The sequence below is a fragment of the Nonomuraea sp. NPDC001831 genome, assembly GCF_042892035.1.
Lineage (GTDB): Bacteria > Actinomycetota > Actinomycetes > Streptosporangiales > Streptosporangiaceae > Nonomuraea.
Genome location: NZ_JBIATU010000022.1, coordinates 38607 through 52286, shown reverse-complemented (window position 1 = coordinate 52286; position 13680 = coordinate 38607). Strand labels below are relative to the sequence as shown.

Genomic DNA, 13680 nt, shown 5'->3' with positions numbered 1-13680 from the left:
ACTGGGCAGGACTTGCGTCGGCTGCCATGATCAGACCCCATGGACATTGACGGCTTCTGGGACCTGGTTGAACGCTCCGCTCAGGAGACCGCTACCAGGCAGGAGAGGGTGAGCTGGCTGGAGGAGCATCTGTCCCGCCTGTCCGCTGAGGAAATCGTGGACTACGAGGCATGGTTCACGCTCTGCGCCAACCGCGCCTGCACCTGGGACATGTACGCGGCCTGCTGGACCATTACGGGCTTTGGATCCTCCGACGGCTTCGAGTACTTCGTGGACTGGCTGATCAGCCTCGGCCGTGACGCCTTCGGCAAGGTCACCGAGTGTCCCGACCGTCTTGTTGAACTTCCCGAGGTGCAGCGGCTCTTCGAACTGTCGCGGAATTTCTCCCACGAGCGGACCTCGGCGTCCAAGGACGGCGCCGTCCACCTCGTACGGCTGACACGGGTCCGGCGTCAGCGCTGGCCGGATGAGAATTGGCCAGAGTTCGAGTCGTTCGCCTACGCGGCCTGCCACGCGTATGAGCGGGTCATCGGGCAGGACACGGCCCACCCGGCCGAAGCCGTCCAGGCGCGCGGAATCACCAGCGCCTTTCCCTTCCTGAGCTTCCTTGCGGAGCCGGAGGACGAGGCATGGGACTTCAACGACAGGGCCGAGTACACACGCCGGCTTCCCCGCCTGGCCCGCCACTACGGGATCACCGAAGAGCCCCGGGAACACGACGAGCCGAGCTCCGCCCGCACGCGTCACACCCCTTGGCCCTACGGTCCGGCATGGGGAGAGGAACGGACTCGCGCCTGGTCCTTCCAGCCCAACGGTTCAGCAGGACGCCGCACTCGAGAGCGACGCCATCGCTCCTACGGGCCGGTGTAGCCGGTCCGGTGGGTGCACTCCTCAGCGGAGCGGGTTCATGCGCACCGTCCAGGCCGCCGCGCCGGCCAGCGCGCCGGTCAGGCGTCCACGCGGTGCAGGACCGGTGTTTGCGGCGCCGAGCGCCCGTTCGGATACCTCAGCGGGGCGGGTGTGGGCGACTTCCCACTGAACGCGAGCGGGAAGTGACCGCGCAACTGTGGTTGCGGCTGAGCGCCGCCGAGTCCGCGCGCGCGTGTTGATCTTCGACAGCAGGCCGATGAACAGATCGACCAGGGCGTCGGTGATCTCTGTCGTCCGCGACCACGCCAACGGGGTCACCAACGTCAACCGGACCGGCGGCTGGTTCGCCGCGAAGTCCGACGGGTGCGAGGCCATCGCCCGCGCCCGCCAGGAGGCCACCAGCCGGTCGGAGTACCCGCCGAACAGATCGCCCGACAGTACCAACGCTTTGGCCCGCCGTAGCTGGACGATCTCCTCCAGCAGTGCCTCCAGTCCCAGCCGTCCCGCCGAATGCGCCGGCAACCCGTTCAGCACATGCAGGCAGAACTCCCACTCGAACCGAGCCCGGCCCGCGCCCACGATCCGGTCCACCCGCCCCCGCGGCTCGATCTTCAACGTTCGGCACCGCCTCAGCGGCGCAGCTCGCAGTCCCTGGTCCGTGCACACCATCGGGCAGATCTTGTCCGCCAGCCACGCGGCGAGCACGTCCTCATCCGCTCGGGTCGACTCCCGAATCCCCAGCGAGTCCCGCACCTGGACTCGGTGCCGCTCCATTGATCGGCCCGACCAGTCGTACTCCGCCGGCAACACCGGCTCGACCTTCACCTGGCCGGCCACGTAATCCATCCGCGACCTTGGGCAGTTCACCCACGTGACGCGGGAACCGCCCGCATGCTCGAAACTTCGGCCATCCTGAGCGCCGCCTGTCGGTGAAGCTCTGCTCCGCCGCGCGGGTGTGCGCGAACGCGGGACCGTCGCCTGCCGGATCGCGGGTCCTCCATCCGAGGGGGCTGCGGGCCTTGGAGCCGTGGACGAGCCGCTTGCGACCGAGCCGTTGGCGAATCATCGCCATGTGCCGGCCGAAGCGGCCGAGCACTCTCGCCCCGAGGTCGTGCCGACAAGCCAAATGTCCCGGCCCGCGAGATCCCCCGGGGAAATGCCCCCAAAGTCCTGGACATGGACTTAAGTGACAGATGATCCAGGTAAGGAGACCGGATGGGAGCCGATCCCCGTAGCCGGTTCGTGGAGATCTACGAATCCGCCTACGAACCCATACTCGGGTACGTCCTGCGGCGCTGCCCGCACCCCGAGGACGCGGCCGACGTGGTGGCCGAGACGTTCACCACGGCGTGGCGTCGCATCGAGGAACTGCCCGAGGGGGACGAGGCGCGGCTGTGGCTGTACGGCGTGGCGCGGCGGGTGCTCGCCAACCACCGGCGCGGCGAGGAGCGCCACGAGCAGCGCACGGCGGCCCTGCGTGAGCGGCTCGCCGCCTTCCCCGCGCTGGCCCGCTCCCCGGAGGACGAGATGTCCCAGATGGGAAAGGTCTTCCGCGGTCTGTCCGACGACGACCGGGAGCTGCTCTCCTTGGTCGCCTGGGAGGCGCTGGACCACGGGCAGATCGCCCGCGTCCTCGGCATCTCCCGCAACGCGGTACGGATCAGGCTCTACCGCGCCCGCAGGCGTTTCGCCCGGGATCTGGCCAAGGCCGGCTTCGACCACCCTCGCGCCGTCGCCCTCGAAGGGAGCCCGTTGTGAACCTCGCCGATCTCGCCCGCGTCGATGACCAGGACCTCAGAGGAGAGGCGTCCGCGCCGGAGACTCAGCAGCTCATGCACGCGATCATGTCGGAGGAGCGCGAGCCCGCCGTCGTGACCACGCCCCGCCGCCGCCGCCGACGGCTGGTGCTGGGGCTCGCGACCGTGGCCGCGGCGGCGGCCGTCGCCGTCGGCACCAGCGTGGTCGGCGGCCCGGTGACCAGCTACGCCAACGCCGCGGTCTCCATCGAGAACGCCGGCCCGTACTTCAGCGTGACCATCACCGACCCCACGGCCGACCGCCGCCGCTTCGAGGAGGCGTTCCGGGCGGTCGGGCTGAACGTCACGGTCAAGGTGATCCCGGTGGCGCCGTCCGAGGTGGGCAAGCTGATCGGCCCCGTCGTCCCGGACGGCTTCAAGTGGCACGGCAGCATCGGCACCCAGGGGATCACGCCGTGTTCGTCGGCGTTCTGCGGGAAGGTCTGGATGCCGGCCGACTTCCCCGGGCGGGTGGTGTTCGGCATCGGCCGTCCCGCCAGGCCCGGCGAGCCGTACGCCGATGACGGCCCGGTCGACCCGGAGGGCGACGAGGCCCTGCCCGGCTACACCAGCCACGGCAGGACGGTCGTCGACGTACGGGCCGAGCTGGGGCGGCGCGGCCTGAAGGCCGGTTACCGGCTGTTCTGGAAATACGCGGAAAAGGACGACGGGAGCATGTCATGGTTCGACGAGGCCGTCCCCACCGGGCGGGTCAAGGACGACTGGATCGTGGCGTCCACCCGCTTGCACAGCTCCGACACCGTCGACCTGTACGTGATCCCCGGCGCGGACGCGGGTCCCGCCCCCAGCCCGTACCCGCAGCCCCGGTGGTACGACTGAGCGGCGCGCCGGGCCGGGACGCGCTGGAGGTCAGGTGGGGGTGGCGTTGAACGGTCCCCGGGCCGCCCGGCGTCTGGCCTGGCTGGACGCGCTGCGCGGGCTGGCCGCGATGGTGGTGGTCTTCGAGCACGCGCTCAAGCCGCTGTGGCCGGAGGCGCGGCTGCCGGTCAAGGCCGTCTTCGATCCCGGCTGGTACGGCGTGCTGGTGTTCTTCCTGGTCAGCGGCTACATCGTGCCGGCGTCGCTGGAGCGGCGAGGCAGCCTGCGGGCCTTTTGGATCTCGCGAATCTTCCGGCTGTGGCCGCTCTTCATGGTGTGCGTGGCCGGCATGCTGCTGCTCGTGGCGGCCGGCTGGGACGACCTGCACGTCTGGTGGGGCACCCGGACGGTGGCGCTGGCCCTGGCGCACGCCGGCATGCTGCAGAACCTGCTGTACGTCCCGAACCTGGTCAACGTGCTGTGGACGTTGTCGTACGAGATGGCCTTCTACCTGCTGCTGACGGCGATGTTCACCCTGCGCGTGCACCGGCGCAGCACCGCAGCCGCGCTCACGTTCGCGGCGGCCGCGGTGCTCGGCGCCGGGCTGCTGCCGGTGACGCTCCTGTCGGCCGGCGGGGCGGGGCGCATGCTCACCGTCGTGGTCGTCGTGAGCGCCGTGCTGGGGGCCGGGCTGGCCGCGGTGCTGTCCGGCGGCAGGCGGACGCGGCAGGCGGGCGCTGTGGCCGTCGCGGCCACGGTCCTCCTGCTGCTGGCGGTCAACCAGAGTTATCCCGGCCCGTGGCAGGGGCTGTTCATCCTGGCGACCATGTTCGCCGGCACCGCGCTGTACCGGGTCGAGACCGGCGAATTCGGCCACCGGCACCTCGCGTCCGTGGCGCTGGTACCGGTGGCGGGGTTATGGCTCGCGCGCGCCGAGCCGGGAACCCAGGTGGCGACCGCGGCGGCCTGGCTGACGTTCGCCGCCGCGACGGCGCTGCGCCGCCGTCCGATGCCGTCGTGGCTGACCTGGCTGGGGCTGGTGTCCTACTCGATCTACCTCATGCATCCGCTGCTGCTGGAGAGCGTGGAGTTCTTCCTGCCGGACCCGCCGGCCGTGCCGGTGGCGGCGCGCCTGGCGCTGCTGGTGGCGGTGTACGCGGCGCTGCTCGGGCTGTGCGCGCTGACCTGGAGGTGGGTGGAGTCACCGGCGCAGCGGTTGGGACGGCGCCTGATCAGCCGGTCCGGATCCCCTCGGGCGGCGCCCAGCCCGGCGCGGGCGCCCGGCGGGTGAGTCCGCTGCGCCGTCCGGCGGGGCAACGCCACTCAGGCGCGCCGCCGCACAGCCTGCCGGATCGCCGTCGGCAGGAACCCCGCACCGACGCTGACCGCGGCCGCCACGACGGCCAGCAGGGTTGACCGCCAGGGCCAGGCCGCCCCGGTGAGCGTCAGATGGGCGGAGGGGTACTCCGAGAACTTCGCCGTGACCCGGGCCGTGGAGCGGTCGCTGTGGCGGGCGAGGTCACGCAGGACCGGATCAAAGCCGAACTCACCGGCATGCCGTCCTCCGCCGGGCAGTTCGACGGCCAGCTTGTTGCGGTGCGCCCAGGTGCGCAGCGACGTGTCGACGGCCGACACGTCCGCGACGCCCGGCACCACGAAGCGGTCCACTCCGTGGGAGCTGGAACCCGTCGGCTGGGCGATCAGGACGAGGCCGTGACGAGTGGTGACTGTGCCCCGGCTGCCGAGGACCACCGTACGTGCGCTGAAGGACACCCCGCCGTACGCTTCGAAGGCGGCTGCGGCGTCGATCTCGTCGACGCCGTCGACCAGGCCGATCCCCACCGTGGAGCGCCGCCAGGGGAACGCGGCGTTCAGCGCGTACGGCAGGTCGCCGAGTGTGAGGTGGTTGGCCGGGATCGTGGTCGGCCCGTCCGGAGTCCAGCCTGGATACGACAGGTCCTTCCCGATTCGGGCGGCTTCGCCGTTGCCTGCCAGTTCCTCCACGACCCGTAGGGCTCCGACCGTACCGGAGGTGATGCCGGCGGTGGTGGTGACCCGGCCGTCCTCCACATACCGCCGGCCGCGCTTCCAGTGCACCCGGGGGTAATCGCGCTGCAAGGAGCCGATGTTGGACCAGAAGGAGGTCGCGTCCCGGCCGTCCAGCAGGCCGGAGGCCGCCAGCAGCTCCGAGCCCGCGCATACTCCCAGAACACGCGCGCCCTTGCGGTGCCGCTCCACGATCCACTCGCGCAGCCGCGCCTCCTTGGCGTCGGCCGGTTCGGTCACCGCGGGCACGACCACCACGTCGGGCTCAGGGATCGCTCCCCTGCCCACCTCGGCCAACGTGTGGTCGGGCAGGAGATGGGCTCCGCCGGACATCGGGGAGACGCGGCGCTCGGCTGCCACGGTGTAGACGAAGAACTTCTCCGACTCGGCGAACACCCGGTACGGCGCCATCACGTCGGTGGCCACAGACCCCTCGTTGCTGACCACCACGGCCACCGTGATCCGGCCGGTCGGCACGGCCCGCGCCGTCGGCCACGCACGCGCGTCCGATGCGGTCGGTGCGGGGGCGAAACTGTCCGCCATCGACATGCTCACCCCCGCGAAGGCAATGCCGGCGAACGACGCCACCGACAACGCCGTGCCCATGAGCACCCAGCCCGCACGGCGGACCACCCAGCGCCCCCTGTTCAATCTTGACACGACATACCTCCATAAAGCGGTCGATGGATGGCGGTGTGGCACACGCAACCGCCCCCATGGGGAGAACAAGAAAGGAAGTGGCCGAGGGAAGGCGTCAGGAGCCGTTCCCGGCGGGCGTTTCAGCCGGCGGGGCGCAACTGCCCGCGGAGTCGGGACGGCGAAACGCCGAAGCTCGCGGTGACCAGGCGGCGCAACTGCCGTGCGTCACGGAAGCCGCAACGGGCAGCGACCGTCTCCACCGTCAGGTCGGTGTCCGTCAGCAGGGCACGGGCCCGTTCCAGGCGCAGCCGGCGCTGGTAGGCCAGCGGAGTGATCCCGGTGGCCGTGGTGAAGGCCCGCGTCAGACCACGCGGCGACAGATGGGCGACGGCGGCGAGCTCGTCGAGGGAGTGCGGGACATCCAGGTTCTGCGCCAGGTGGTCCTGCACCCGGTGCACGGCGGGCTGCACATGGTCGCGGTAGCGCAGGAATGGGCTGATCTGGGCGGCATCGCCGTCCCGCCGTAGATAGAGCACCAGCTCACGGGCGACGGCGGCGGCCAGTTCCGGGCCGTGGTCGCGTTCGACGAGGGACAGTGCAAGGTCGATCCCGGAGGAGATGCCCGCGCTGGTACTGATGCGCCCGTCGTGGACGTACAGGGCCGCCTCGCGGACCCGGGCTGCCGGATACCGCTCGCGCATCGCTCCGGTCAGCGACCAGTGCGTCGTGCACGCCCGGCCATCCAGCAGCCCCGCCTCTCCCAGGGCCGCGGCGCCGCTGCACACCGATGCCACCCGCGCCCCCGCGTCGTAAGCCTCCCGCAGCCATCGCACTGCGGCGCTCGACACCAGCCGGTCGGATCCGGTCAGTCGTGGCCCCGGTACCAGCACCAGATCACCCGGTCCCGCCTGCGTCGCCGCGAGCGCCTGGAGCCCGGCGAGCTCGAGCCCCTGCGCCGAGCGCACCCCACCGGTCTCGGCGACGTACTCCAGCCGGTAGCAGCCGCCCAAGTGGGCCGCTGCGCTGAAGACCTGGACCGGGCCGCCGAGATCCAACAGGTTCACCTCGGGCAGCACCAGCACGACCACCCGTCCCGTACGCCCGCTCGTCACGTCACTCACACGGACACAGTAGGCAAGCTCCACCGATGCCCACGAGGGCAACCAGCGCCGGAGACCGGACGGATCAGGCACTGCGAGGTCCGCCGGCCCAAGGCGGAGCTGACAGTGTCGCAGAACGAGCGGCCGGTGCGAGGGGTGGGCCGGTAGCCTCACGGGTCATGATCGAGAAAATCGCGGACGTGCGTGGTCTGCGGCTGGCCTGGTTCGACTCTGATCCTGATGCCGATGACCGAGCTGGGGCGAGCGCGGGAGTCGTGCTGGCTTTGCACGGGCACTTCGGCCGAGCGCGTGCCTTCGCGCCGCTCGCCGCCGCGCTGGCGCCGGGGCATCGGGTGATCGCGTTGGAGCAGCGCGGGCATGGGCGCAGCGAGCGGGGTGACGGCGATTTCAGGCCGGATGCATACGTGGAGGATGCTGCCGCGTTCCTGCGAGGGCTCGAGGTCGGGCCGGTGGTGGTGTTGGGCCACTCGATGGGAGGCGTGGTCGCCTTCCGGCTTGCCGCTCGGCATCCCGAGCTCGTACGCGCGCTGATCGTCGAGGAAGGGGGTGCGCTCAACCGGCGGCCCGAGATCGCGCATCCCGTTCTTGACGTGCGCGGGTGGACTCGGCGTGCCGACACCCTGGCGGGTTTGCGCCGCGCGATCGAGGAGCAGGGGATTCCGGACGCGAGCTACTTCCTGGAGAGCGCCGTCGAGCGGCCCGAGGGGTGGGGGCTGCTGTTCGACCATGACGACATGGTGGCCTCGCAGGAGGCGCTCATGGGGGACTGGTGGAGCGACTGGCTCGGCTCGGACTGTCCGGCGCTGCTGGTGCATGGCTTGGACAGCTTCGTACTGCCGACCGTGATGGCTCGGGAGATGGCGGCGCGGAGGCCGGGCACTGTGCTTCGGGAGCTGGCGGGGTGCGGGCACTGGGTGCATGACGATGACCCGGTGGCGTTCGCCCAGGTTGTGGGGGAGTTTCTGACGGGTTTGCACGCCCCGGATGAGGTGGTTTGAAAGGACGGCCGGTCTCTCGACCGGAGGTTGGCTGCCGAAGGGCAGGTGGACACTGTCGTCCTGTCCTGCGCGAGGAGACGGCGGGGCTGGCGCAGGCGGGATTCGAGCGCAACGGTGCGCTACTGGGTCAGGTGCGCACCGCCTGGCGGGCTGAGGACGCCGCGCGCGCGGCGCTCCGAGGCGACGTCGAACGGCGGGGTGAGGCAGCCGCGCCATGCGAGCGGCTGCTGCGGGGCTGGCTTTCTCCCCACCGGGCAGGCGCTGCCCCTCAGCGCGAACGACGTGAGCCCGCCGGCGTCCAGCGCAATGACATCCGTGTCATGGTCATCCCTGTTCTGGGTGCGCCGTCAGACGGCCTTCGTCGATGTGGTCCGCGAGATGGGTCATGACGCGACGGCGGTTGATCTTCTGGAGTCGTTCCAGGACCAGCCTCCGCACCCGTTCCCAAGGTCTCCCACGTGCCTCCCAAGTGAGCACCAGCGGTTTCGAAGGAGGAGGACGGAGGCTGCCGCGCATGCGTGTTCCTGTCGTACTCCAGCACAGCATGGTCGAATGCGGCGCCGCATGCCTGGCGATGGTCCTCGGCGCGTACGGGCGCCGCGTCTCGCTGCCCGCCCTGGCGGCCGAGATGGGCGTGGGCCGGGACGGTGTCAGCGCGCTCGCGCTGGTGCGCGTCGCCCGCGCGCACGGCCTGGACACCCATGCGCTCTCGGTGCCCGCCGCCCAGGTGCCGGAGCTGCCGTTCCCCGCCATCGTCCATTGGCGGGCCAAGCATTTCGTCGTCGTGGAGCGTGTGGCCGGGGACGTGGTGACGATCGTCGATCCGGGCGTCGGGCGGTTCAGGATCGGCAGAGCGGAGTTCGCCTGTGACTACAGCGGCGTGGCGCTCACGTTCGCTCCCGGGGCCGGGTTCCAGCGCGGGCACTTCGGGGATCGGCGGCCCTGGTGGGCGCGCTATGTCCGGTTCAGCGTCCTGGACCACCGGGCGCTCGTGGCCGCCTTGGTGCTGCTCAGCCTGCTCCTTCAGGGGCTCGGCCTGGCCCTGCCCGTCGTCACGGAGAACGTGGTCGACCGGGTGCTCGGGCACGCCGAAGTGGGTCTGCTGCCCTTGCTGGGGGCGGCTGCGGCCGGGGCGGTGCTCGCCCATCTGGCGGTGAGCGGGATGCGGGCCTGGGCGCTGGCCGTGCTGCGGTCGCGGGCCGACGCGGTGCTGTTCGACGATCTGGCCGGGCGGCTGCTCGCCCTGCCGTTCCGGTTCTTCGCCCACCGGGGCTCGGCCGACCTGGTCTCGCGGATCAACGCGGCCGGCGTGCTGCGGGAGGTCCTCACGGGCCAGGTGCTGTCGGCCCTGCTCGACGCGCCGCTCGCGGCCGGCTATCTGATCGCGGTCACGGTACGGTCGCCGCTGCTCGGCAGCGTGCTCCTGGGGCTGGCGGCGGCGCAGATCCTGGTGCTGCTCCTCACCAGGCAGCGCCTGCGGGACCTGGCGCACCGCGAGCAGGAGGCCCGCAACGACGCGCAAGGACTGCTGGTCGAGGCCGTCAGAGGCATCGAGACGATCAAGTCGGCCGGGGCGGAGACCCAGGTCCTGGAGCGCTGGGGGAAGCTGCTGACCGTCCAGACCCGGTGGGTGCGGCGGGGTGCGTCGGCGCAGGGCGCGCAGGACAGCCTGCTCGCGGCGCTCGGGTTCGCCGCGCCGCTGGCACTGCTGTGGGCCGGTGCGTGGCAGGCGGTGGACGGCGTGCTCACCCCGGGCGCGCTGCTGGGAGTGCAGGCGTTGGCCGCCGCCGCCCTGGCCCCGCTGGCCTCGCTGACCAGAAACCTGCGCGGGCTGCAGACCGCCCGCGCCCAGGCGGACCGGCTGGCCGACATCTGGGAGGCCGAACCGGAGCCCCTGGCGCCGCCCCTGCCCGCCACCGGCACGCCGCGGACCCGGATCGAGCTGCGCGGCGTTGGCTTCCGGTACGCGCCCGAGAGCCCCTGGATCGTCCGAGGGGTCGACCTGCGCATCGCCCCCGGGCAGAAGGTCGCGCTCGTGGGCCGATCCGGATCCGGCAAGACCACGCTGGCGCGGCTGCTGCTCGGGCTGGTCCCGCCGGTCGAAGGCCAGATCCGCTACGACGGCGCGCCGCTGTCGCACCGGCCGCGGCCCCGGTTCGGAGTGGTCACGCAGGAGCCGGCGCTGTTCACCGGGTCGATCGCGGACAACATCTCGCTCGGCAGCCCCGACGCCGACCCGCGCGAGGTGGCGCAGGCGGCGAGGCTGGCCTGCGTGCACGACGACATCCTGGCCATGCCCCTCGGCTACCACACCCTGCTCACCGAGGGCGGGGGCCTGTCCGGCGGCCAGCGCCAGCGCATCGCCCTGGCCAGGGCCATCCTCGCCCGGCCCGAGATCCTCCTGCTGGACGAGGCCACCAGCCATCTCGACGCGCACACCGAGGCGGCGCTGAGCGCCAACCTGGACGCCCTCCCGCAGACCCGGATCGTGATCGCGCACCGCCTGAGCACGATCCGGGACGCCGACCTGATCCTGGTGCTCGACCGGGGCCGGATCGTCGAGGGCGGCACCCACGACCAGCTGGTGGCGGCGAGCGGCTTGTACGCGTCCCTCGTCCGCTCACAACTGTCCGGCAGGCCCCTTCAAGCCGGCCCAAGCTGACGCCAAGGGCTGATCAGCAGTCTCGTTCGTGGCGAACGACAAAAGAGAGGAGGACCTCCATGGACGTCAAGCCGCGTACCGAACTCGGGGACATCACCCCGATCGGCGCCGAACTGGACGAGAGCGCGCTCAGCACCCTCAACGGCGGCATGTACGACGACGAGCAGTGCAAGCGCCTGTCGTGGTACGACCCGCCGGGCATCTGCACGCACGACTACTGATCCATCCGCAGGGCTCAGGGCCGCCACTCCGCGTCATCCGCGGGGCGGCGGCCGCGACGCCGCCGACCGTAAGGAGAGTTCCGTGAACGCCAAGCCGCAGACCGAACTCGGGGACATTGCCCCGATCGGCGCCGAACTGGACGAGAGTGCGCTCAGCATCCTCAACGGCGGGCAGGACCCCGACTGGGGTGACGTCATGATGTGCTACTTCGACCCGCCCGGCTGGTGCGGGATGGACTGATCTCCGCTCACACCGCGGCCGCCGTCCCCCTGGTCCCGGGAGGCGGCGGCCACCCTTCCGAGAAGCCCGGCCTCGCCCAAGGAGTTTCCGTGTCCTGCCCGCATGTCCTCGTCCTCACCTGCGACGGCGACGTCCACGCCGACCGCGTCAGGGAGCTGCTGGTCCGGCGCGGCGTCCGCACCAGCGTCTTCGACAACGGGGACTATCCCGCGCGGGCGCACGTCGAGCTGGCCTACGACGGCCGGGGGCTCACCCGGCGGCTGCTGCACACCGGGTCGGACACGCTCGACCTGGACTCGGTGACCACCGTGTGGTGGCGGCGCCCGCGGCCGCCGGCGGCGCATCCGGCCGTCACCGACCCCGCGGTGGCCGCCTACACCGCCCAGGAGGCCGCCGCCGTGCTCGCCGGCCTCTGGGAGTCCCTGCCGTGCCGTCCGGTGCCCGGCCGGGAGTCGGCGCTCACGCGTGCCAGGCACAAGCCGTCCCAGCTCGCGCTGGCCGCCGAGCTGGGGTTCGAGATCCCGGAGACGCTGATCACGAGCCGGGCGGACGCCCTGTGGGACTTCCACAACCGGCATGACGGGCACATCATCACCAAGGCCATCGGCCAGCCGTGGGTGGAGGATCTCGCCGGGGGCCACTCGGTGCTGCGCAAGTGCGAGTTCGTCTCGGGCCGCGACCTGGCGTACGCGGAGGGGCTGCGGTTCTGCCCCGTCATCGCGCAGCCGTACGTCCGCAAACGCATGGAGCTGCGGGTCACGGTGGTCGGGCGGCAGACGTTCACGGCCGAGATCCACTCCCAGGTCAGCAACCGGGCCAGCGTGGACTGGCGGAGCTACGACCTCGGCGCCACGCCGCACGCCGTCCACGCGCTGCCGGACGAGATCGCCGACCGGTGCGTGGCGCTGACCGAACGCCTCGGCCTCGTCTACGGCGCCGTCGACCTGATTCTCACGCCGGACGGCCGGTACGTGTTCCTGGAGATCAACCCCAACGGCCAGTGGTTGTGGATCGAGGACCTGACCGGCCTGCCGATCAGCCAGGCGCTGTGCGACCTGCTCGCCGAGCCGTGATCCGCGCACAGCCGAACGAAAGGATTTGACGTGAACCTGCCGCCTGACGGGTCGCAGCAGCGGGCCGGACTGTCGCCCGCTCTGCTCGGCGACGCGCTGGAATGGCTGCGCGGCCTCGACGGCGTGCCGCCGGAGAGCGCCCGCGAACGGCTGACGGCCCTGCGCACCCGCCATCCGGGGACACCGATGCGGCTGCTCTGGCAGAGCGAGGCCGCGACCGGCGACTACCACTACGACCTGCTGTTCCCCGTGCCAGGGGCGACCGTGTCGCTGGCCGTGGCGCCGGACCGCGCCATCCCCTGGCCACTGCGCGGAGGTCAGCGTTCCGGCGGCCATCTCCTGCTGCGCGTCAACGGCGCCGACGTGACGTGGGAGAAGGCCGTCTCGGTGCTCGACGTGTTGTGGGAGGACACCGACCTGGCCCGCCGGCTGGTCAACTCCGCCCTCGTCGAACAGGCTCTGGCCACCCGGGACCTGGACCCGGACCCGGACCGGCTCCAGCAGGCCATGGACGCCTTCCGCCGGGCCCGCGGCCTGCTGACCGCGGAGGCGACGCGGCGCTGGATGGGCGAGCGCGGGCTGACCCACGCCCGTCTGGAGGAGATCGTGGCCGGCGAGGCAGCGGTGGCGGACCTGCGTCGTGAGGTGCTCGGCGGGCGCGTGGAGGAGCGTTTCGCCGCCCGTCGCGCGGACTTCGACTGGTTGCGTGTGGTCAGGCTGCGGTACGCCGACGCGGACCGCGCCGCGACCGCCGCCGCGGCGCTGCGGGGCGGGAAGGCCGACCCGGTCGCGCTGGCCACCGAGGAGGTGCTGGCGGGGGCGGCCACGTGCCGCATGGAGGCGAACGACAGGAGCTCGCTGATCGGGCTCTTCGGCGCCGAGGCCGAGGAGGCCGCCGCCGGTGACGTGCTCGGGCCCGGGCGGCTCCCGGACGGCGGGCTCTGCGTCGCGCACGTGCTGGCGGTGGAGCCGGCGGTGCTCGACGAGATCCGCCGCGGGCTCATCGAGCGGCACCTGTTCGAGGAGTGGCTGACCGAGCAGCGGCGGACCGCCCACCTGGAGTGGTTCTGGGGCAGCCGGGCCCGCACGGACGCGGCCGACGCCGAGCTGCGCGCCTCCTGAGCCCCCGACGCCGACGGAGATCGGGACGGGACCGGAGCGCAGCGCGGCGACGTCCGGCTCGCCGATCCAGCC

13 protein-coding genes are annotated in these 13680 nt (G+C 71.8%); 10 read left to right on the top strand and 3 right to left on the bottom strand.

What is annotated here, in order from left to right:
• Positions 1–39 precede the first annotated feature (39 nt).
• Entirely contained in the window at positions 40–870 is an 831-nt protein-coding gene (locus ACFYYW_RS43845; protein WP_387659146.1) for a DUF4240 domain-containing protein, read from the top strand.
• Between the two features lie 21 nt (positions 871–891).
• Here the strand turns inward: ACFYYW_RS43845 and ACFYYW_RS43840 are convergent, their stop codons facing one another.
• The gene (locus ACFYYW_RS43840) at positions 892–1737 is read right to left on the bottom strand and encodes a DUF4158 domain-containing protein (protein WP_387659143.1); all 846 of its coding nucleotides are present in this window, start codon (positions 1735–1737) and stop codon (positions 892–894) included.
• Positions 1738–2085: 348 nt separating this feature from the next.
• Between ACFYYW_RS43840 and ACFYYW_RS43835 the strand changes: the two genes are divergently transcribed.
• The 3 genes from ACFYYW_RS43835 to ACFYYW_RS43825 are packed head-to-tail and all read left to right on the top strand — an operon-like array spanning position 2086 to position 4776.
• The gene (locus ACFYYW_RS43835; protein ID WP_364394084.1) at positions 2086–2628 is read left to right on the top strand and encodes a sigma-70 family RNA polymerase sigma factor; all 543 of its coding nucleotides are present in this window, start codon (positions 2086–2088) and stop codon (positions 2626–2628) included.
• A complete protein-coding gene (locus ACFYYW_RS43830; RefSeq protein ID WP_387659139.1) occupies positions 2625–3506 on the top strand; it encodes a hypothetical protein in 882 nt (293 codons plus the stop codon). Before ACFYYW_RS43835 ends, ACFYYW_RS43830 begins: the two co-directional genes overlap by 4 nt.
• 46 nt (positions 3507–3552) lie before the next feature.
• Positions 3553–4776: an acyltransferase family protein gene (locus ACFYYW_RS43825; protein WP_387659136.1), complete on the top strand. Its 1224-nt coding sequence runs from the start codon at positions 3553–3555 to the stop codon at positions 4774–4776.
• 32 nt (positions 4777–4808) lie between these two features.
• On the opposite strand, the gene ACFYYW_RS43820 is transcribed toward ACFYYW_RS43825, so the two are convergent.
• Together ACFYYW_RS43820 and ACFYYW_RS43815 are read right to left on the bottom strand one after the other, a co-directional pair.
• The gene (locus tag ACFYYW_RS43820; RefSeq protein WP_387659133.1) at positions 4809–6191 is read right to left on the bottom strand and encodes a DJ-1/PfpI family protein; all 1383 of its coding nucleotides are present in this window, start codon (positions 6189–6191) and stop codon (positions 4809–4811) included.
• Between the two features lie 119 nt (positions 6192–6310).
• Positions 6311–7291 carry a GlxA family transcriptional regulator gene (locus tag ACFYYW_RS43815; protein ID WP_387659130.1) on the bottom strand — a complete coding sequence of 327 codons (981 nt, stop codon included), beginning with the start codon at positions 7289–7291 and terminating at the stop codon, positions 6311–6313.
• Positions 7292–7449: 158 nt separating this feature from the next.
• Here ACFYYW_RS43815 and ACFYYW_RS43810 point away from each other — a divergent pair, with 158 nt between their 5' ends.
• The 6 genes from ACFYYW_RS43810 to ACFYYW_RS43785 all read left to right on the top strand — a co-directional run bounded on the left by ACFYYW_RS43810 (position 7450) and on the right by ACFYYW_RS43785 (position 13608).
• Positions 7450–8289, top strand: a complete 840-nt coding sequence (locus ACFYYW_RS43810) for an alpha/beta fold hydrolase (protein ID WP_387659127.1) — start codon at positions 7450–7452, stop codon at positions 8287–8289.
• A 514-nt stretch (positions 8290–8803) separates the two neighbouring features.
• On the top strand, positions 8804–10951 hold the full coding sequence (locus tag ACFYYW_RS43805; protein WP_387659124.1) for a peptidase domain-containing ABC transporter: 2148 nt from the start codon (positions 8804–8806) through the stop codon (positions 10949–10951).
• Between the two features lie 59 nt (positions 10952–11010).
• Positions 11011–11172: a hypothetical protein gene (locus ACFYYW_RS43800; protein WP_352328664.1), complete on the top strand. Its 162-nt coding sequence runs from the start codon at positions 11011–11013 to the stop codon at positions 11170–11172.
• Between the two features lie 82 nt (positions 11173–11254).
• On the top strand, positions 11255–11413 hold the full coding sequence (locus tag ACFYYW_RS43795) for a hypothetical protein (RefSeq protein WP_352328666.1): 159 nt from the start codon (positions 11255–11257) through the stop codon (positions 11411–11413).
• Between the two features lie 89 nt (positions 11414–11502).
• Positions 11503–12486 carry an MvdC/MvdD family ATP grasp protein gene (locus ACFYYW_RS43790; protein ID WP_387659120.1) on the top strand — a complete coding sequence of 328 codons (984 nt, stop codon included), beginning with the start codon at positions 11503–11505 and terminating at the stop codon, positions 12484–12486.
• A gap of 30 nt (positions 12487–12516) precedes the next feature.
• Positions 12517–13608, top strand: a complete 1092-nt coding sequence (locus tag ACFYYW_RS43785) for a TIGR04500 family putative peptide maturation system protein (protein WP_387659117.1) — start codon at positions 12517–12519, stop codon at positions 13606–13608.
• The last annotated feature ends 72 nt before the right edge of the window (positions 13609–13680 follow it).